The 18,482-nt window shown below is 37.2% G+C and carries 17 protein-coding genes and 4 tRNA genes; 9 read left to right on the top strand and 12 right to left on the bottom strand.

Features of this window, described 5'->3' with window-relative positions; all coding sequences use genetic code 11:
• The first annotated feature begins 2 nt into the window (after positions 1 to 2).
• The 3 genes from ftsY (at position 3) to ahpF (ending at position 3,655) form a co-directional block, all read left to right on the top strand.
• Entirely contained in the window at positions 3 to 1,115 is a 1,113-nt protein-coding gene (ftsY, locus tag OZX61_RS07645) for a signal recognition particle-docking protein FtsY (protein WP_195771285.1), read from the top strand.
• Positions 1,116 to 1,299: 184 nt separating this feature from the next.
• Positions 1,300 to 1,893, top strand: a complete 594-nt coding sequence (locus tag OZX61_RS07640) for a nitroreductase family protein (RefSeq protein WP_195771284.1) — start codon at positions 1,300 to 1,302, stop codon at positions 1,891 to 1,893.
• 196 nt (positions 1,894 to 2,089) lie between these two features.
• A complete protein-coding gene (gene ahpF / locus OZX61_RS07635; RefSeq protein WP_277094439.1) occupies positions 2,090 to 3,655 on the top strand; it encodes an alkyl hydroperoxide reductase subunit F in 1,566 nt (521 codons plus the stop codon).
• Between the two features lie 128 nt (positions 3,656 to 3,783).
• Here ahpF and OZX61_RS07630 read toward each other — a convergent pair whose 3' ends face one another.
• On the bottom strand, positions 3,784 to 4,032 hold the full coding sequence (locus tag OZX61_RS07630; protein WP_195771282.1) for a YfhL family 4Fe-4S dicluster ferredoxin: 249 nt from the start codon (positions 4,030 to 4,032) through the stop codon (positions 3,784 to 3,786).
• A gap of 1 nt (position 4,033) precedes the next feature.
• Complete coding sequence (gene yegQ, locus OZX61_RS07625) at positions 4,034 to 5,362, bottom strand: tRNA 5-hydroxyuridine modification protein YegQ (RefSeq protein WP_277094438.1); 1,329 nt, start codon at positions 5,360 to 5,362, stop codon at positions 4,034 to 4,036.
• A 194-nt stretch (positions 5,363 to 5,556) separates the two neighbouring features.
• On the opposite strand from yegQ, the gene OZX61_RS07620 reads away from it, so the two are divergent.
• Positions 5,557 to 6,372 (top strand): class III extradiol ring-cleavage dioxygenase, encoded by an 816-nt coding sequence (locus tag OZX61_RS07620; RefSeq protein WP_277094437.1) that lies wholly within the window; start codon positions 5,557 to 5,559, stop codon positions 6,370 to 6,372.
• Here OZX61_RS07620 and OZX61_RS07615 read toward each other — a convergent pair whose 3' ends face one another.
• Both OZX61_RS07615 and rlmH read right to left on the bottom strand, forming a co-directional pair.
• Entirely contained in the window at positions 6,373 to 7,149 is a 777-nt protein-coding gene (locus tag OZX61_RS07615) for a class III extradiol ring-cleavage dioxygenase (protein ID WP_196337632.1), read from the bottom strand.
• A gap of 39 nt (positions 7,150 to 7,188) precedes the next feature.
• Entirely contained in the window at positions 7,189 to 7,668 is a 480-nt protein-coding gene (gene rlmH / locus OZX61_RS07610) for a 23S rRNA (pseudouridine(1915)-N(3))-methyltransferase RlmH (protein ID WP_277094436.1), read from the bottom strand.
• A 228-nt stretch (positions 7,669 to 7,896) separates the two neighbouring features.
• Here rlmH and OZX61_RS07605 point away from each other — a divergent pair, with 228 nt between their 5' ends.
• On the top strand, positions 7,897 to 8,325 hold the full coding sequence (locus tag OZX61_RS07605) for an RcnB family protein (protein WP_277094435.1): 429 nt from the start codon (positions 7,897 to 7,899) through the stop codon (positions 8,323 to 8,325).
• Positions 8,326 to 8,380: 55 nt separating this feature from the next.
• Here the strand turns inward: OZX61_RS07605 and lon are convergent, their stop codons facing one another.
• The 4 genes from lon to OZX61_RS07585 form a co-directional block, all read right to left on the bottom strand.
• Complete coding sequence (lon, locus tag OZX61_RS07600; RefSeq protein ID WP_277094434.1) at positions 8,381 to 10,810, bottom strand: endopeptidase La; 2,430 nt, start codon at positions 10,808 to 10,810, stop codon at positions 8,381 to 8,383.
• A 123-nt stretch (positions 10,811 to 10,933) separates the two neighbouring features.
• Positions 10,934 to 11,530: a 5-formyltetrahydrofolate cyclo-ligase gene (locus OZX61_RS07595; protein WP_277094433.1), complete on the bottom strand. Its 597-nt coding sequence runs from the start codon at positions 11,528 to 11,530 to the stop codon at positions 10,934 to 10,936.
• Positions 11,531 to 11,605: 75 nt separating this feature from the next.
• Positions 11,606 to 12,181, bottom strand: a complete 576-nt coding sequence (locus OZX61_RS07590) for a hypothetical protein (RefSeq protein ID WP_277094432.1) — start codon at positions 12,179 to 12,181, stop codon at positions 11,606 to 11,608.
• Positions 12,182 to 12,373: 192 nt separating this feature from the next.
• A tRNA-Leu gene (locus OZX61_RS07585) sits at positions 12,374 to 12,459 on the bottom strand.
• A 201-nt stretch (positions 12,460 to 12,660) separates the two neighbouring features.
• Between OZX61_RS07585 and OZX61_RS07580 the strand changes: the two genes are divergently transcribed.
• Together OZX61_RS07580 and OZX61_RS07575 are read left to right on the top strand one after the other, a co-directional pair.
• Positions 12,661 to 14,814 carry a TonB-dependent siderophore receptor gene (locus OZX61_RS07580; RefSeq protein WP_277094431.1) on the top strand — a complete coding sequence of 718 codons (2,154 nt, stop codon included), beginning with the start codon at positions 12,661 to 12,663 and terminating at the stop codon, positions 14,812 to 14,814.
• A 65-nt stretch (positions 14,815 to 14,879) separates the two neighbouring features.
• Positions 14,880 to 15,557: a hypothetical protein gene (locus OZX61_RS07575; protein WP_277094430.1), complete on the top strand. Its 678-nt coding sequence runs from the start codon at positions 14,880 to 14,882 to the stop codon at positions 15,555 to 15,557.
• Positions 15,558 to 15,609: 52 nt separating this feature from the next.
• On the opposite strand, the gene OZX61_RS07570 is transcribed toward OZX61_RS07575, so the two are convergent.
• Positions 15,610 to 15,695: transfer RNA gene (locus tag OZX61_RS07570), tRNA-Leu, on the bottom strand.
• A 198-nt stretch (positions 15,696 to 15,893) separates the two neighbouring features.
• Here OZX61_RS07570 and OZX61_RS07565 point away from each other — a divergent pair.
• Positions 15,894 to 16,727 (top strand): undecaprenyl-diphosphate phosphatase, encoded by an 834-nt coding sequence (locus OZX61_RS07565; protein ID WP_195771271.1) that lies wholly within the window; start codon positions 15,894 to 15,896, stop codon positions 16,725 to 16,727.
• A 112-nt stretch (positions 16,728 to 16,839) separates the two neighbouring features.
• Here OZX61_RS07565 and OZX61_RS07560 read toward each other — a convergent pair.
• Positions 16,840 to 16,925 (bottom strand) — tRNA-Leu (locus tag OZX61_RS07560).
• Between the two features lie 11 nt (positions 16,926 to 16,936).
• Positions 16,937 to 17,010: transfer RNA gene (locus OZX61_RS07555), tRNA-Cys, on the bottom strand.
• Positions 17,011 to 17,163: 153 nt separating this feature from the next.
• Here OZX61_RS07555 and folD point away from each other — a divergent pair.
• Complete coding sequence (gene folD, locus OZX61_RS07550) at positions 17,164 to 18,012, top strand: bifunctional methylenetetrahydrofolate dehydrogenase/methenyltetrahydrofolate cyclohydrolase FolD (protein WP_195771270.1); 849 nt, start codon at positions 17,164 to 17,166, stop codon at positions 18,010 to 18,012.
• 39 nt (positions 18,013 to 18,051) lie between these two features.
• Here the strand turns inward: folD and OZX61_RS07545 are convergent, their stop codons facing one another.
• Positions 18,052 to 18,480 (bottom strand): hypothetical protein, encoded by a 429-nt coding sequence (locus OZX61_RS07545; RefSeq protein ID WP_195771269.1) that lies wholly within the window; start codon positions 18,478 to 18,480, stop codon positions 18,052 to 18,054.
• Between the last annotated feature and the right edge of the window lie 2 nt (positions 18,481 to 18,482).

Raw genomic sequence — 18,482 nt, 5'->3', positions numbered from 1 at the left:
GCATGCAAGAGCAAAATAATGTATCTCATAAGTTTCTAATTGATGAAGAAATTGGTGATGATGATGTCACATTACCCAATTTACCTGCTGTTGATGTCCCAATTGTAGATACAAAAAAAACCGAGCCTGTTCAAGTATCTGAAACACGATCTCCTGAACCTATAGATTCAGAGAATGAAGATAAGCCAAAAGGTGGTTTCTTCAGCCGTATGAAAGAAGGTTTGACCAAAACCAGAAAGAGTTTCACTGATGGAATGGTGAATATTCTTATCGGCGGTAAAGAGATTGATGATGAACTGCTAGAAGAAGTTGAAGAACAATTATTAGTTGCAGATATTGGTGTAGATGCAACAAAAACGATTATTGCGAATCTGACTGAGCGTACAGCACGTGGTGATCTGATTTACTCGCATGCTTTATATAAAGCGTTACAAGAAGAACTTGTGAACCTATTGGCGCCACGCGTTGAAGCACTTCAAATTGACAGCCAAAAAAATCCTTATGTTATTTTAATGGTAGGTGTAAATGGTGTAGGTAAAACGACAACCATTGGTAAGCTTGCCAAAAAGTTACAAGGTGAAGGTAAAAAGGTCATGCTTGCCGCAGGTGATACATTCCGTGCAGCAGCAACAGAGCAACTTCAAATATGGGGCGAGCGTAATGAGATCCCTGTTGTTGCCCAAGGACACGGTGCAGACAGCGCATCTGTTATTTATGATGCTTTTGAAAGTGCACGTGCTAAAGGTGTAGATGTGCTTATTGCAGATACAGCAGGGCGTTTGCATAATAAAAGCAATTTAATGGAAGAACTGAAAAAAGTAAAACGTGTAATGCAGAAAGTTGACCCAACGGCACCGCATGAAATTATGCTCGTTGTAGATGCGGGTACAGGTCAAAATGCGATCAATCAGGTGCAAGAGTTTGATCAGGCTGTAGGATTAACAGGTATTACGATTACAAAATTAGATGGTACTGCCAAAGGTGGCGTATTGTTTAATATCGCAAGTAGAACACATGTGCCAATTCGATTTATTGGTGTTGGTGAAAAAATTGATGACCTACGTCCATTTTCTGCAAAATCATTTGTTGCTGCATTGTTTGAAACAGAGAAATAGTTCACTGTAGTAACTGATTAGTCGATAAGCGTCAATAATAAATTGGCGCTTTTTTATTTTATTATTGCAAAAATAGGACACTGCGTTGATTGAATATCATATATTTATGATAGACGTTCTCTATAAAATAGTTTCTAAGAAATAGGTTCGTTTAACGACATAATATTATAGTGTGGAGAAGAAAATGTCATTTATTCAAGAAATTGAAAAACGCCGTACGATTTATGCTATTGGAAGTAATGTTCAACATTCTAACGAAGAATTAGAAGTACTTATTAAAAAAGCCATTCGTTTGAGTCCTTCTGCTTTTAATTCACAATCTTCTAGAGCCGTTATTTTATTTGATGACTCACATAAGAAGTTTTGGGAAATTGTAAGAGAAACCTTACGTCAAATTGTTCCTGAATCTGCTTTTGAGGGAACAAACAATAAGATTAGCAGTTTTGCAGCAGGCAAAGGAACGGTTTTATTTTATGAAGACCAAGATATTGTAAAAGGCCTTCAAGAGCAATTTGCAGCTTATGCTGACAATTTTCCAATTTGGTCAGAACATTCAAGTGCGATTGCCCAATTTGCTGTCTGGACTGCACTTTCTGAAGTTAATGTTGGTGCTTCATTACAGCATTATAATCCGATAGCAGATGCAGAAACAGCAAAAGCGTTTGGTGTGCCTGAAACTTGGAAACTACGCGCACAATTGGTCTTTGGTTCTATTGAAGCACCTGCTGGTGAAAAAGAATTCATGGAAGATGATGCACGCTTCAAGACATTTAAATAGAATTTTTTAGTTACTAAAAGCCAGGTATTGCCATAATGCTTGGCTTTTTATTTTATAAAAAGTATATATTTATAGTTGTAATATAAGATTTAATTTGAAAAAACGATTGTAGCTATAAAAATATTCTGTTTTAACTATAGGTCTAATTTATGTATGATTTGCTTAGTTAAAAAATTACTCCATTGGAGACTAAATAATGTTAGACCAAAATATTAAAGCACAGTTAAAAGCTTATTTAGAACGTTTAGAAAGCCCTGTTGAGCTCGTTGCATCTTTAGATGAATCTGATAAAGCAATTAAAATTAAAGAGCTAGTCACTGAGATTGCAGAGTTGTCTGATCAAGTTACTGTTCGTTTAGATGGTCAAAATGTTCGTCGTCCAAGTTTTGGTATTGCAAAAGCAGGTGAAGAGCCACGTGTATATTTTGCAGGTCTTCCAATGGGACATGAATTTACATCTCTCATTTTAGCATTACTCCAAGTTTCTGGTTATGCTCCAAAGGTTTCAGATGAAATTCTAAATCAAATTAAAGGTTTAAATTTAAAAGCTAACTTTGATGTGTTTGTATCTTTAACATGTCATAACTGTCCTGACGTTGTTCAGGCACTGAATTTAATCGCCATTTATAATCCAAATACTACAGCAACGATGATTGATGGTTCTTTCTTCCAAGATGAAGTTGAAGAAAGAAAAATTATGGCCGTACCAATGGTTTTTCAAGACAATCAACACATTGGTCAAGGTCGTATGACTCTTGAGGAGATCGTTGCTAAATTGGATACTCACTCTGTTGAAAAAGAAGCTGAGAAATTAAATGCGAAAGAAGCGTTTGATGTACTCGTCGTAGGTGGGGGGCCTGCCGGCGGTACATCTGCAATCTATGCAGCTCGTAAGGGGATTAACACAGGTATTGTTGCTGAACGCTTTGGCGGTCAGGTAATGGATACGATGGATATTGAGAACTTTACAACGGTACAGCGTACGGTTGGGCCTCAATTTACGAGTGACATGGAAAAACACGTTCGTGAATATAATGTTGATATTATGAATTTACAGCGTGTAAGCCAAATTATTGGTGCAGATCAAACAGAAAATGGACTGGTATCTGTAGAGCTAGAAAATGGTGCAAAACTTGAATCAAAGTCTGTAATTCTTTCTACAGGTGCACGTTGGAGAGAGCTAAACGTTCCTGGTGAGAAAGAATACCGTACACGTGGTGTTGCATATTGTCCACACTGTGATGGCCCTTTGTTTAAAGGCAAACATGTTGCTGTTATTGGTGGCGGTAACTCGGGTGTAGAAGCTGCAATTGATTTAGCTGGTATTGTTGAGCATGTAACACTGATCGAATTTAGTGACCATTTACTTGCAGACCAAGTACTACAAGATAAATTGCACAGCTTACCTAATTCAACAGTCATTATGAGTGCTCAGACAACTGAAGTTTTAGGTGACGGTGCTCAAGTTACAGGTCTAAAATATAAAGATCGTACAACTGAAGCAGTACATACCGTTGAACTGGCAGGTATTTTTGTCCAAATTGGTTTATTACCAAATACAGACTTCCTTAAAAATAGTGCTGTAGAACTGTCTAAACGTGGGGAAATTGTAATTAATGAACGCAATGAAACCAATGTAAAAGGTGTTTTTGCAGCAGGCGATTGTACAACTGTGCCTTATAAGCAAATTATTATAGCAACAGGTGAAGGTGCTAAAGCAGCGCTATCTGCATTTGATTATATTATTCGCTCAGGAAACTAATTCTGTGTTGCTAGAAGAGCTAAGGAGTTATTCTTTAGCTCTTTTTTTTATTTAAAATATCTTAATACAAATAATTCGATATATTTTAAAAAATTCTAGCCTATCACGTATGATGATAGGCTAGAGATTTATAGAATATTGAGTGCCTGAAACTTAACAAGTAAAGCTTCTTTTGTTTCGTAATATGAAGGATGCTGTTCTATACAGTGAATCGGGCATACTGCAATACATGTTGGATGATCGTAAAATCCCACGCATTCTGTGCAGCGTACAGGATCAATTTCGTAAATTTTCTTACCTTCTGATATTGCTGTATTGGGACATTCAGGTAAGCACATATCACAATTAATACAGTCTGTTGTAATGATTAAAGCCATGCTATTGAATGTTGTATGCCAATGATGATGAAGGTATATCATTTACACGATGGGGCAAATTTCGAATGAGAAGTGCAAACTGACAGTCTAATGTTTTTAGTGGACTTGGTATTTTTACAATATGTCCTGAGCCCTTTGCACTTTCGATCGCTTCATGTTTCCTATTTAGCATTTCTTTGAGTGTAAAGGATATATTGCCTTTTGGTGTCATAAGCTCTAATGTATCGCCAATCGTAAAACGATTCTTGACATCAATCGTGAGATATCCATCTTCATATTGAATGACTTCACCGCAAAATTGTTGATAATCAAATTTTGAAGAACCATGAGTGTAGTTTTGATATTCACTATGCACATGACGTCTTAAAAAACCTTCTGTATATCCTCTATTTGCAAGCCCATCGAGCTGATACATAAGCTGTGTATCAAATGGTTTAGCATTTAAAGCATCATCGATCGCTTTTCGATAAATTTGAGCTGTTCGCGCGCAATAAAAATAAGATTTAGTACGACCCTCAATTTTTAATGAAGTCACTCCAATTTTTGTTAAACGCTCTACATGTTGGACTGCACGTAGGTCTTTAGAGTTCATAAAATATGTTCCATGCTCATCTTCTTCTGCTGCAAAAGCATCTTCATTGTTACGTTGTAATAAAATAGATTGTGTATTTTGAATTTCTTTTGTAGGAATGATGTCGCCTAGGTGATCTTCTTGAACATCCAATACTTTATATTCCCAACGACAAGCATTCGTACAAGCCCCTTGATTTGCATCACGCTTGTTCATATATCCTGAAAGCATACAGCGTCCAGAATAGGCCATGCAAAGTGCGCCATGTACAAATATTTCTAACTCGATATCAGGAACATATTTTTTTATTTCTTCAATTTCTTCTATAGATAATTCACGAGATAAAATAACGCGTGTTAGTCCGTAGTTTTTCCAGAACTTAACAGTCGCCCAATTCATAGCATTGGCTTGTACAGATAAGTGTATATCTATAGTGGGAAAATTTTCACGTACAAGCATAATTAAACCAGGATCAGACATGATGAGAGCATCTGGTTTCATATCGATAACTGGTTTTAGGTCGGCAAGAAAGTTTTTTAATTTACTGTTGTGGGGTTGGATATTAACCACGACATAGAATTTTTTGCCTAAGGTATGTGCCTCCTGAATACCAATCTTTAATGTTTCATGGTCGAACTCATTATTTCTAACACGAAGGCTATAGCGGGGCTGTCCTGCATATACTGCATCGGCACCATAAGCGAAGGCATAGCGCATATTTTTAAGTGAGCCGGCAGGAGATAAAAGCTCTGTTTTCATGGTTAAAATAAAGTCTTAAAAAAAATAGGGGATTATTTTATTGCCTCTGAAGTATAGACTCAACCTAGTAAATTTGTCGGAATTTAATTTGATCGTTCTAATCATTCATTGGAGTGTTCTATTTGTTGAATTGTTCTATGTATTTCAAAGTTTCATACTTTTTACTAAGTAATAGAAATTTTAGGATACATAAAATGAAGAGTCATTCAATACGGCAACCCGTCTTCTTTGTTTCACATGGGGGAGGGCCATGGCCATGGATGCCAGTATTAAGAAAACAATATACGCAACTCGAGCAGTCACTTTCTCAGATTCTGAAAGGTCTAACGCAACAACCTCAGGCTATCTTAATGGTTTCTGCACATTGGGAAGAGCGTATTTTTACTGTTCAAGGTGCACAACATCCAACGATGTTGTACGACTATTATGGCTTTCCTCAAGAAACCTATGCAATTGATTATCCTTCTTCAGGTCACGCCGAGCTTACGAAACGTGTTGTCGAACAATTACAAGCTGCAAATATTGATGTTTCTATTGATAACTCACGTGGCTATGATCATGGCATGTTTGCACCTATGCAAGTTATTAACCCCAAAGCGGATATTCCTGTGGTTCAACTTTCATTAAAAAAAGGTTTGGATCCAATGACACATATTATATTGGGTCGGCAGTTGGCAAAATTACGTGAAGAAAATATTCTTATTATTGCAAGTGGTTTGACCTACCATAATTTATCTCAGTTTAATGCAACAGCAGAAAAAGAATCAGGTTTATTCGACACTTGGTTGAATGAAACTTTGGTGAATTATGATACGGATATACGGAATCAACGCTTAATTCATTGGGAAAATGCCCCTGCTGCACGATTTGCTCACCCCAGAGAAGAACATTTACTTCCGATTATGGTTGCGGTAGGTGCAGCAGAAAATGAACAGGCTATCAGGAATTATCATGAATCCAAATTTCTTGGTGGAATATCTGTATCAGGCTTTCAATTTGGTCACTTATGATTAGTCAAAACGATAAATATCCATTCCTAAAGTGCCCATAGAAAAGCTACTGTGTACAATACTAAAGCGATGCCCTGTACCCATAGCAAAAAATAATGGTGCAAGATGTTCTAATGTGGGATGGTTTCTCTCTAAATGAGGTAAGCTTTCCCAATTCAAGACTGCTTCAAAATCTTGTTGCTGTAGCTTTTGAACAATATAGTTTCTAAATTTAGAGGCCCAAAGCGGTGTATCTAAATGTTGTTTTTGCCAAGACAATTCTGACAGGTTATGCGTGATGCTACCCGAACCAATTAATAAGATTTGTTCTTGGCGTAATTCTGCAAGGATTTGGCCAATGGTGTATATGTCATGTGCACTTCCTGTCATTGGTAGAGAAATTTCAATAACAGGAATATCTGCATCAGGGTACATATGCAATAAAGGCATCCATACCCCGTGATCCCGAGGTCTTGTACTATTTGCATTCGCATGAATATCTGCATCCGCAAAACGAGTCAGTAAGCGCTCTGAAAGCTCAATTGCACCAGGTGCAGGATAGCGAATATCATATAGTTCTTTGGGAAAACCACGAAAATCATGCCAAGTTTCAGGACGAGTTGCAGTGCTTACTTCAAGTGTTTCGCTTTCCCAGTGTGCTGACATCACAATAATTGCCACAGGTTGGGGAAGGTTTATACTTAAGCGATGTAATGCAGGACCAACTTGTTCAGGGTCAAGTGCCAACATTGGGGAACCATGTGAAATAAATAAACCTGGAAGTGTTTGTCGGTTCATGCGTATCCTTAAAAATAAATACACCCATAAGCAAATTGTTTAAGCACGATGATATGGGTGGTTGTGATTAATACTCATTGCACGATAAAGCTGTTCGATGAGCATGACACGAACAAGTGGGTGAGGCAAAGTAAGTTTTGATAATGACCAATGCCATTTTGCTGCTTGACGGACTTGATCGCTTAATCCATCGGGACCGCCTATCGCTAAAGCAATATCTTGACCTTCTAGCATCCAATCTTTCATTGTTTGAGCCAATTTTTCAGTACTTAATTCCTTGCCATTGACCTCAAGTGCAATCAAAATTTCATTGGGCTTTAATGCCCCTAAAATGGCTTCGCCTTCGATTTGACAGTATTTAAAGATATCTGCATCTGAGTCATTTTTTCCTCGTTTTGCCATAGGTAATTCTACAAATTGGGTTTGTACAAAAGGTTGAATACGTTTGAGATAATCATTTACACCTGTAAGTACCCACGCAGGCATTTTTTGTCCAATAGTAAGGATTCTAATTTTCATAGAGAGAAAGACAGTTTGACTAAAAGCCGATAATTATAACGTGAGAAATAGAGAATCTTAAATATTTAGACCGAAGATAGATCAATTACACGATCTACAAGCTTTTTATAAAATATATGCATATTATACATTTCTTACTTAATTGTTTACAGCCTATAACATGATTATTCATTGAAGCTCTCATATTGAAGGTTAAAGTAGATCTAAAGAGTTAGACAAGGCTTTAACATGTTGAAATTTAAAAAACGTTTTTTCACTGTCACTTTACTTTGTGGTGCGACACTCATGAGCGGATTGGCTTCTGCAGATCCATGGGATCGTGGCGGAGACGATCGAGGACCAGGACCAGAAGGTCGTCAAGCTCCAATGCAAAATCAAGAGCGTCATGGTGGTCATAGAGACCGAGATGTTGGACGTAATGAACAACAAGATATGCGTGGATATCCAAATTACTACCATGCGCCTTCAGGTGGTCAATGGCAACAGGGTGGTCATATACCTAAATCATATTGGGGAAGAAACTATCGCGTAGACAATTGGCGTGATAATGGTTTACCACCACCACCAAGCGGACATCGTTGGTTACATGTAGATGGTCAATATATTTTAGTTGCAGCAGCAACAGGTGTTATAGCAAGTATTTTACTACACCATTAATTTATAGATGAGAATAAAAAGCCACTCTTATGAGTGGCTTTTTATTCTTGAGTGACTAGTGTCTAGTCACTTTGTTTTCGGTAACAGGTTTTGCCAAAGGGGTAGGTAAAGGCTTTGGCATCTCTGTCAATGCAAATGGAAGAACATCATCAATTGTTTTCACAGCTTTGATTTCTAGTCCTTCTTTAACATTATCAGGGATCTCAGCCAAGTCTCTTACATTGTCCTGAGGAATAAATACGAGCTTAATACCGCCACGATGAGCCGCGAGTAATTTCTCTTTTAATCCTCCAATACGTAGCGCGTGTCCACGTAGTGAGGTTTCACCTGTCATTGCGATATCTGCACGAATTGGTATACCTGTAAAGGCAGATACAAGTGCTGTTGTTAAAGCTAAACCTGCTGATGGTCCATCTTTAGGCGTAGCGCCTTCTGGTAAATGCACATGCACGTCTGTTTCTTCAAAACGTGTTGATTCAATACCGAGTTCGTCTGCACGTGTTCTTACAACAGTCATTGCTGCAGTAATAGATTCTTTCATTACATCGCCGAGAGAACCTGTTGTAACAAATTTTCCTTTTCCTTTAACTGTAGCGACTTCAATGGTTAATAGCTCACCACCAACAGATGTCCAAGCTAAGCCATTTACACGGCCAATTTGAGCTTCTTCTTCTGCAACGCCGTAGTCAAATTTGTGTACACCTAAAAACTCAGGTAAGTTTGACTCTGTTACATCAATATGCAGGTTTTTCGCCTTTTTACTAACTGCTTCTTTGACCACTTTTCGTGCAATTTTAGAAACTTCTCGCTCGAGGCTACGAACACCAGCTTCACGTGTATAACGACGTACAATATCTCTAATTGCTTCTTCATGTACAGTGAGTTCTTTTGGACGTAAGCCATTATCTTTCACTGCTTTTGGAACCAAATAGCGAGAAGCAATATTTACTTTTTCCTCTTCTGTATAACCTGGTAGACGAATAACTTCCATACGGTCTAGTAAGGCTTCGGGAATATTCATACTATTTGCAGTACAAATAAACATGACTTCAGATAGGTCTAAGTCTAGATCTAAATAGTGGTCGTTAAACTTACTGTTTTGTGATGGATCAAGTACTTCAAGAAGTGCAGAAGCAGGATCACCACGGTAGTCTTGAGCCATCTTATCAATTTCATCGAGTAAGAAGAGAGGATTCTTCACACCTGATTTTGTTAAAGATTGCACAATTTTTCCTGGCATCGCACCAATATATGTACGACGGTGCCCACGTATTTCTGCTTCGTCACGCACGCCACCTAATGCCATACGAATAAATTCACGGCCTGTAGCTTTAGCGATAGATTCACCAAGAGAGGTTTTACCCACACCAGGAGGACCTACCAGACAGAGTATAGGGCCACGTAATTTTTTCACACGCGATTGAACAGCTAGATATTCGACAATACGAGCTTTAACTTCATCTAAGCCATAATGGTCTTTATCTAAAATTTCTTGTGCTTTGTTCAAGTTAATACTAACTTTGCTCGCCTTGTTCCAAGGCGTATCTAAAATAACATCTAGATAATTACGAACGACAGCAGCTTCACTTGATGCAGGTTGCATTGCCTTGAGCTTACGAAATTCAACTTCTGCCTTTTTACGAACATGTTCTGGCAGGTCTGCCTCACTAAGACGTTTTTCTAACTCAGCAACTTCATCGTCTGCACCGCCATTCATGTCTGAAAGTTCACGTTGAATAACTTTCATTTTCTCATTTAGAAAGTATTCACGTTGGTTCTTTTCCATTTGGCGTTTTACATTTTCATGTAAGTTTTGCTCAATTTGCTGTTCTTCAGACTGTTGAAGAAGGTAAGTCATCAGCTCTTTTAAGTGAGCTTCAAATAGGTCTTCTTCTAAAAAGTTCTGTTTTACAGCAATGTTCAGCGGTACACGTGTTGCTACAAAAAATAGAAGTTGTAGTAGGTCATCTATTTTATTTGCTGCTGCAATAAGTTCACGTGCATTACGCAGTTTTGCTTCTGCATATTGGGCAAATAGACCTTTAAGCTCTTGTAGGCGATCTGATTGCGCTTCTTCATCTAAGCCAACATGAATTGGGCTTGGATTATGCTGTGCAGTAAAGTGGCTTTCTTGCTCTGAAATACTTTCTAATTTTGAGCGATATAAACCTTCAATTAATACTTTAATACAGTTTTCATCATTCTCGTGATTAACAACTTGAACAATTTTTGCAACTGTACCGTATTGATATAAGTTTTCTTGGTCGATATCTTCTGTTAGGGAATCTTTTTGCGCAACTACAAATACTAAATTGTCACTGTTACGCGCCACATCAACAGCTTTAATCGATTTTTCACGACCAACAAAAAGTGCGATTTGCATGTGAGGATAAACCACCACATCTCGTAACGCTAAAAGAGGTAATTCGTTTGGAATATTTTTAAGTTCATGAGAACTTTCATTATTCATAATTTGTTCAGTCATGGGGCACTCCTAATGAGTGACAACATTGTTGCCATATATTTTTATAGTGATGCACTTTTTTTAAATTACAAGGGGAATATATTAAAAAAGACTAAAAAACTCGGGATTCGTCGAAAAAAACAACTAATTATACCTCTTTGAGTTAAACTTATGATAATGAGATGGGGTACATAAAGCGTCAATCGGCTGATCCCATGCTCTACGTACTAATGGTGTAGAGATCAACTGAAAATCATGTGCCAAACCTACTCTATAAGGCGTGGTTGGGCAATCAGCTAAGGTTCGATCATAAAACCCACCACCCATGCCGAGTCGGGTCCCATAAGCATCGCATCCAAGCAGTGGCATAAACAATAAATCTAAGTTTTGTGTGTGAATACCTCTATGATTTTGTGGTTGATACATGCCAAGTTGATGCTTGCTAAATCGATAGTTGAGGTATTGATTCTTTGTAACTTTCACCCATGTTAAGCGTTGGTTCATTTCACATATTTTTGGAAGATACACTGTTTTTTTAAGCTTAAAACAGTATAAAAAAAAGAGACGAGTTTCAATTTCTCCAAAGGCATCTAGATATAAACCAATATGCTTTGCGTGTTGGAATTGACTGAGGTGCATGATTTTAGATAAACATGCATATGCTGCTTGTTTTTGCTGAAAAGAGGTAAGCAATTTTCTTTGTTTTCTAAGTTGCTGTCGTATGGAATGCAGAGAAGACATAGAAAGAGACGCTATGACATAGTGAACAGATAAGTTTATACAATAAACTCATCTGCTCATATTGTAGAATATAAATTATTTCTCAGTTTTTGGTGTTGTATGAGCTTCAGAGGCAGCTTGCTGTAAGTTACCTACTTTTGCTTGAAGTTTTTGCATGATGTCTAACATTTGTTGTTGTACATCATTGACCTTTTTCTGAAGATCGGTCATTTTCTTTTCATCAGGTGTTTTTGCAATACTTTCTTGAGCAAGCTCTAGACCATAATTGTTTGATTCTACCATTTTAATGCGTAAGCTATTTACTTCAGCACTTTTGAGCGTAAGTGAAGTCAGTTCCGTATTAAAGCCATCAACAAAACTTTTCATTTTTCCAACTATGGCTTGAATTTGGTCTTCTTTACCAGATTTTTCTGCTGCCACAGCTTCTTCTTGGAATTTCACACCTTCTTGAGCTTTTTTATTAGACAGTTCTTGAAGTGCTTTTAAATCTGCTTTGATATCCGCAACATTGTCTTGGCTATATGTTGGTGTTGCTGGAGCACTTTGTTGTTGTGCTTGAGAATCATTGTGTTGAGCTGATTCTGGTTTTTTTGCACATGCACCAAGTACAAGAGTAGAAGCACAAAGTGTAGCAAGCATTAATTTTTTCATGATTCATCTATTCCATAATTTTAATACGCGACAATATAGCACTTTCACCTTCATGATGATAAGTGCTTGTATTTTGGGATTTCATTTATTTTTATGAAGAAATATATTCTGTTGTATTGATTTGTTAACAGCACCAATAAAAAAACCAGCTTTAAGCTGGTTTAATTTAGATACCATTTCAAAATATTAAAATGGTGCCCGGGGCCGGACTCGAACCGGCACGCTTTGTGGGCGGGGGATTTTAAATCCCCTGTGTCTACCTATTTCACCACCCGGGCATGTGGCAGATAATAGATAAAATGAATGAGGAATGCAAGTAATTTTGTGCTTAAATGTAGGTATTTTATACAATTTTTATAAGATAAATCTTTCTCAAAAAATAATTAATAGAATTTTCCTATATAAAAATCGCTTATATTTATTGAAAATGAGAATTATTATATGTATCGTTTAGTTTAAATTTTGTTGCTTTTAGTTATATGAAAAACACTTCTCGATTCTCAAAGACTCTTCTGTCAGTTTCTTTACTTAGTATTACATATGCGCATGCAAATGATTCTTTAATGCTTCCTACAATTACTTCGTCTTCACAAGATGAAAATGCACAGCATTATGTCGCAAAAAGTGATATGTCGACTTTACGTAGTACACAAAAGAATCTTGATACACCGCAAACGGTGAATGTCGTACCACCTCAGTATATTAGAGACTACGAGCCAGAAAATTTGGATAATGCACTCACACAGGTGAGCGGTATTACGCAAGGAAACACCTTGGCAGGTACACAAGATACGGTTATGAAAAGAGGCTTTGGGGATAACCGTGACGGTTCAATTATGGTAAATGGTATGCCAATTGTTCAAGGGCGTACCATGAATGCGGCGGTCAGTAAAATTGAGGTGTTGAAAGGACCTGCAACATTGTTATATGGGATTATGGATCCGGGTGGGATTGTGAATGTTGTAACTAAACAGCCCCAACAGAAACAAAGTACAGAGGTTTCTATTTATGGCTCGAGTTATGCACGTGGAAAAAATGGGGTAGGTGCAAGTGTAGATACGACAGGGCAAATTGGAACAAGTCAGTTTTCTTATCGTCTGATCGCTGACCAATCGAGAAAAGATTATTGGAGAAACTTTGGATACAATAATCAGCAGCTTATTGCACCAAGTGTTCAATGGGATAACGGTCAAACAAAGATAAATGCAAGTTATCAATATCATAAGTTTGATGTACCTTTTGATCGTTCTACTATAATTGACCGTTTTGGAACAGGTAAGGTACTTCCTATCTCAAAATATATGCGTTTAGATACAGCTTCTAATCAAATGAAAGGTGAGGATCATCTTGCTCAATTGACTTTAGATCATTATTTAAATGCAGATTGGATGCTACATGCAGGTTATAGCTATAATAAAGAATTATATGATGCGGGACAAATGAGAGCCGTACCAGGTTCTTTAAATACCACAACCCATACATTAAAACGCAGTAATGATGCCACGACAGGTGCAGAAAGTATTTCGAGTTTTGGAAATATTTATCTTAATGGTAAAGCCTCAATTTTTGGTTTACGCCATGATATTCAGATAGGTACTGAAGCATCTTATGTACAGTATTATCGTAAAGATTTATGGCGTACTGTTGCTGCTAATCAGAAAAGTATCAATTACGAGACGCTATCTGGTTCAAATGTTGTCTTACCATCTACAATTGATGCTACAGCAAGTGATCAAACCAATAACTTACACACTTATGGCTTTTACCTACAAGATTCTGTATATCTAACTGATCAATGGATTGCAGTGTTGGGCGCACGTTATACACATTGGCAACAAACTGCAGGGAAAGGTCGCCCGTTTAATGTAAACACTGATACTAACGATGGTAAATGGTTACCAAGAGCCGGTTTGGTTTATAAATTTAATGACCAAATCTCTACTTATGCCAGCTACACTGAATCATTGAAGCCAAGTTGGACGATTGCAGGGTATAAAACGCAATTAAACAATGCAACCCCGCCTGAACAAGCAAAATCTTATGAAATTGGTCTCAAGTATGAGATGGATGACCGTCTTACTGCCAATTTAGCACTGTATGATATTAAGAAGACCAATATCATTGATAATGATACTTCTTTGAATATTTCAACTGCACAAGATGCCAGATCTAAAGGGGTAGAACTAGATATTTCAGGGCGTTTGACGGATAAAGTTGATGCTGTTCTAACTTATGCTTATACACATGCAAAAGTAACAGACTCTACGAATGTGACTGCGATCGGGAAATACTTGCCGAATGTTGCAAAAAATACTGCATCATTGTCGTTGTCTTACGATTATGGCCAATTTGCAAATGGACAGTTAAGATTTGGTGCAAGTAGCAATTATGTGGGCAATCGTCCAGGTGATCAGTCAAATAATTTTAAACTTCCAGACTATACTTTAGTAAATGCATTTATTAGTTATGACACATTGCTTGCTGGAAAGAATTTGAATCTGAAGTTCAATGTAAATAATTTATTTGATAAAGATTATTTTACCTCTACTACAGGTTTAGATGGAGCTGCTTACTTAAATGTATCTCGAGGCGATGCGAGAGAATTTGCACTCAGAGCAACCATGAAGTTTTAACTTATACCTAATCATAAACCAAGAATTTCTCCCTATTCTTGGTTTATTTCTATATAGGAATATATATGCTCTCATTATTACGTTATATTTTTTTAACATTTATTGTTGTTTTTATATCACAAGCCCACGCTGTACATATTATGCTGGTTTCTCAGATGAATGGTGTTGATATAAAGTCCGATCGTACGATTCAAGCATATTTACAGAAAAAGGGAAATACGGTTGATCTAGTCGATCAGTCAATTGATCCATCAAAAATTGAAAATATAGACTTAGTACTTATTTCTTCTACAGTTGCAGCTAAGAATTTAAAGATGGGATGGAAGACATTGCCTATTCCTTTAATGACTTGGGAAAACGATTATCTTGATGATTTAGCGATGACTGGTAAACGTATTCATTTAGATTTTGGTGAAGTAGAGAAAGAAAGATATCTTTGGTTGGTAAACCAACCACATTCATTGTCTGCTCATCTAAATGCTGGTGTAGTGAATGTCTATAAGGCTCAAGCACCTATGAGTTGGGGAAAGCCAGGATTAGGTGCAATAATTATTGCTACAATTTATGGACAGCCTGAAAAACCTGCGATTTGGGGTTATGAAAAGGGGAGTACTATGGATTATGAAAGTCTAGCGCCTGCACGTCGTTTAATGTTCTTTCTAAGCAATGATACATTTAATAATTTATCTAATGAGGGTTATGTTTTATTTGATGCAGCTATAGATTGGATGCTAGAAAAATAAAAAAACCAGCTATAAGCTGGTTAATTTTGGCACCATTTTAAGTGTTTTAAAATGGTGCCCGGGGCCGGACTCGAACCGGCACGCTTTGTGGGCGGGGGATTTTAAATCCCCTGTGTCTACCTATTTCACCACCCGGGCATGTGTGATGAATCTTAGAGAATTATATAACTAATAGCAAGAGATTATTTCTTTTATTGCTGATGTTTTATTCAAATCGAAAATAGGTGTATAAAATAAAATCAAAATTAATAAGATAGTAAATGAATTGTTTTTTTTAATGTCTTTATAAGAAATGGTTCGTATAAAACCCCCAAGAATTTTAAAAAGAGTATTTTAATGAATTTATTCCATGTCATTATACTAGCAATTATTCAAGGGCTTGCAGAGTTACTTCCAGTTTCAAGTTCATCTCACGTGATTTTAGCTGAAAAATTGATGGGTTTTGATCCTTCGGCACCTGAGATGACATTCTTATTGGTTATGTTACATACAGGAACGATGTTTGCAGTTATTGTTTATTTTTGGAGTTCATGGAAGAAAACATATTTTTCATCGGTACAGAACTTTAAAAAGCAAGCATTTTATATTATTGCTGCGACAGCAGTAACTGGATGCTTAGGATTGGCATTACAATCGTTTATTAAACATGTATTTTTTGGCAATGCAGAAAGTTTTGAGATTGAACACCTTTTTAGTAACTCTAAACTCATGGCAACAGCATTATTTGCTTCAGGTATTATTATCATTTTGTCATCTCGTTTAAAGCAAGATCAAAAATATGAATTAGATCTAAAAAAGGCTTCTATTATTGGAGCAGTCCAAGCGCTTTGTTTACCGTTCCGTGGTTTTTCACGTTCAGGTGCTACCATATCTACAGGATTATTGCTTGGATTATCTCGTCAAAAAGTTGAAGAATTTAGTTTTGCTTTAGCTGTTGTGCTTACACCAGTCATTATTCTTAAAGAATTTGTACGTTTATTACATACACAAGCTGGAATGCATGTACATATGAGTCAGTTCATTGTGCCTAGTTTAGTAGGAATGGTGGCAAGTTTTATTGCAGGCTTAGCCGCATTAAAATGGCTATCTTCATGGTTAGAAAGTGGACGTTGGCATTTATTTGGCATTTATTGTATGTGTTTTGCTGTTGTTGTATTGGCATTAACCTAACAATATATTTTAAGTGGGCTATCATCACATAGCCCATTAAATTATAAAAATAAGATACAAAAAAACCAGCTTATAGCTGGTTAATTTTGGCACCATTTTAGGTGTTTTAAAATGGTGCCCGGGGCCGGACTCGAACCGGCACGCTTTGTGGGCGGGGGATTTTAAATCCCCTGTGTCTACCTATTTCACCACCCGGGCTTTACCAAGATTGGAGGCGGAGGTCGGAATCGAACCGGCGTACACGGAGTTGCAGTCCGCTGCATGACCACTCTGCCACCCCGCCATGTCTTGGTGATGCACATATTAGCAACCTTTTGAAAAAACACAATAGATAATTGTGGATATATGTTCATAAAATCAACATATAAAATAAAATTGCTAAAATAATCATGTATTATTGCGTTATTAGTTTAAAAATGATCTGTGGAGATGCGCCGTGGCACTGGTTCTAGATGGAAAGGCATTAGCAAAAACAATTGAGAGTAACTTACTTCAACGAGTAGAGGTACTTAAGGCAAAAACTGGGCGTACTCCAATATTAGCAACAATTTTAGTTGGTGATGATGGCGCATCTGCAACATATGTACGTATGAAGGGAAATGCATGTCGTCGTGTTGGAATGGACTCATTAAAAATTGAGCTTCCTGAAAGTACAACGACGGAAGAGTTACTTGCTGAAATTGAAAAATTAAATGCTAATCCAGATGTTCATGGTATTTTATTACAACATCCTGTACCTGCACAAATTGATGAGCGTGCATGCTTTGATGCTATTCGTTTAGAAAAAGATGTCGATGGCGTGACTTGTCTTGGTTTTGGTCGTATGGCAATGGGAGAGTCTGCATATGGTTCTGCTACACCTGCAGGAATTATGACAATTCTTCAAGAAAATAATATTGAGATTTCAGGAAAGCATGCGGTAGTGGTTGGTCGTTCTGCTATTTTGGGTAAGCCTATGGCAATGATGCTTTTACAGGCCAATGCAACTGTTACAATCTGTCATTCTCGTACTCAGAATTTAGCTGAACTTGTAAAACAAGCAGACATTATTGTAGGTGCTGTAGGTAAAGCAGAGCTTATTCAGAAAGACTGGATTAAGCAAGGTGCTGTTGTAGTTGACGCTGGATTCCATCCTCGTGAAAATGGTGGTGTAGGTGATATTCAGTTGGCTGGTATCGAAGAGATCGCTTCTGCTTACACTCCAGTACCTGGTGGTGTTGGACCAATGACGATTACTACATTGATCCGTCAAACTGTAGAAGCTGCTGAGAAAGCATTGGCTTAAACGGTTGATTTCATAAAAAGCACAGCAAAGCTGTGCTTTTTATTTAGGAGTACATTGATAACGTACGACAGTTAAGGTATTAGGATGTGTACCTAATGCTGTGCGTGAAGCCATATTGTTGTCGCCTGTATTGGTGTTAGCAAGTCCAAAAGTTGTTTTGCTATGTCCAATATTAATACCGTTAGATGGGTTTGTATTGGCAGGGTTAATAATTTCATCTGTACTTAGAATTTTTACATTGTAGCTTTGGTTTTGACCTAAAGTTTTCTTACACGCATTTTCAAGTTTAGTTTGATTAAATGCATGATTTGGTTGTACCGCTAAGGTGTAGCTAATAATCGCACTATTATTTGTTTTGCTCTCTAATTGATAGCCTGCATTACCATTGTATTTTTGAGGTACATTTTGGCAAGCCGTAAGAGAGAGTAAGGCAATTGATGAAGTTGTAAATATTAGTTTTTTCATCATAA

The organism is Acinetobacter sp. ESL0695 (assembly GCF_029392135.1).
GTDB classification, from domain to species: Bacteria; Pseudomonadota; Gammaproteobacteria; order Pseudomonadales; family Moraxellaceae; genus Acinetobacter; species Acinetobacter pollinis.
The sequence above is the reverse complement of the archived record's forward strand: the minus strand, read 5'-3'. Positions and strand labels throughout refer to the sequence as shown.

Excerpts from the sequence above, each read along its gene's own strand:
- ftsY (WP_195771285.1), top strand. The coding sequence starts at position 3 with ATGCAAGAGCAAAATAATGTATCTCATAAGTTTCTAATTGATGAAGAA.
- OZX61_RS07640 (WP_195771284.1), top strand. The coding sequence starts at position 1,300 with ATGTCATTTATTCAAGAAATTGAAAAACGCCGTACGATTTATGCTATT.
- ahpF (WP_277094439.1), top strand. The coding sequence starts at position 2,090 with ATGTTAGACCAAAATATTAAAGCACAGTTAAAAGCTTATTTAGAACGT.
- OZX61_RS07630 (WP_195771282.1), bottom strand. The coding sequence starts at position 4,032 with ATGGCTTTAATCATTACAACAGACTGTATTAATTGTGATATGTGCTTA.
- yegQ (WP_277094438.1), bottom strand. The coding sequence starts at position 5,362 with ATGAAAACAGAGCTTTTATCTCCTGCCGGCTCACTTAAAAATATGCGC.
- OZX61_RS07620 (WP_277094437.1), top strand. The coding sequence starts at position 5,557 with ATGAAGAGTCATTCAATACGGCAACCCGTCTTCTTTGTTTCACATGGG.
- OZX61_RS07615 (WP_196337632.1), bottom strand. The coding sequence starts at position 7,149 with ATGAACCGACAAACACTTCCAGGTTTATTTATTTCACATGGTTCCCCA.
- rlmH (WP_277094436.1), bottom strand. The coding sequence starts at position 7,668 with ATGAAAATTAGAATCCTTACTATTGGACAAAAAATGCCTGCGTGGGTA.
- OZX61_RS07605 (WP_277094435.1), top strand. The coding sequence starts at position 7,897 with ATGTTGAAATTTAAAAAACGTTTTTTCACTGTCACTTTACTTTGTGGT.
- lon (WP_277094434.1), bottom strand. The coding sequence starts at position 10,810 with ATGACTGAACAAATTATGAATAATGAAAGTTCTCATGAACTTAAAAAT.
- OZX61_RS07595 (WP_277094433.1), bottom strand. The coding sequence starts at position 11,530 with ATGTCTTCTCTGCATTCCATACGACAGCAACTTAGAAAACAAAGAAAA.
- OZX61_RS07590 (WP_277094432.1), bottom strand. The coding sequence starts at position 12,181 with ATGAAAAAATTAATGCTTGCTACACTTTGTGCTTCTACTCTTGTACTT.
- OZX61_RS07580 (WP_277094431.1), top strand. The coding sequence starts at position 12,661 with ATGAAAAACACTTCTCGATTCTCAAAGACTCTTCTGTCAGTTTCTTTA.
- OZX61_RS07575 (WP_277094430.1), top strand. The coding sequence starts at position 14,880 with ATGCTCTCATTATTACGTTATATTTTTTTAACATTTATTGTTGTTTTT.
- OZX61_RS07565 (WP_195771271.1), top strand. The coding sequence starts at position 15,894 with ATGAATTTATTCCATGTCATTATACTAGCAATTATTCAAGGGCTTGCA.
- OZX61_RS07545 (WP_195771269.1), bottom strand. The coding sequence starts at position 18,480 with ATGATGAAAAAACTAATATTTACAACTTCATCAATTGCCTTACTCTCT.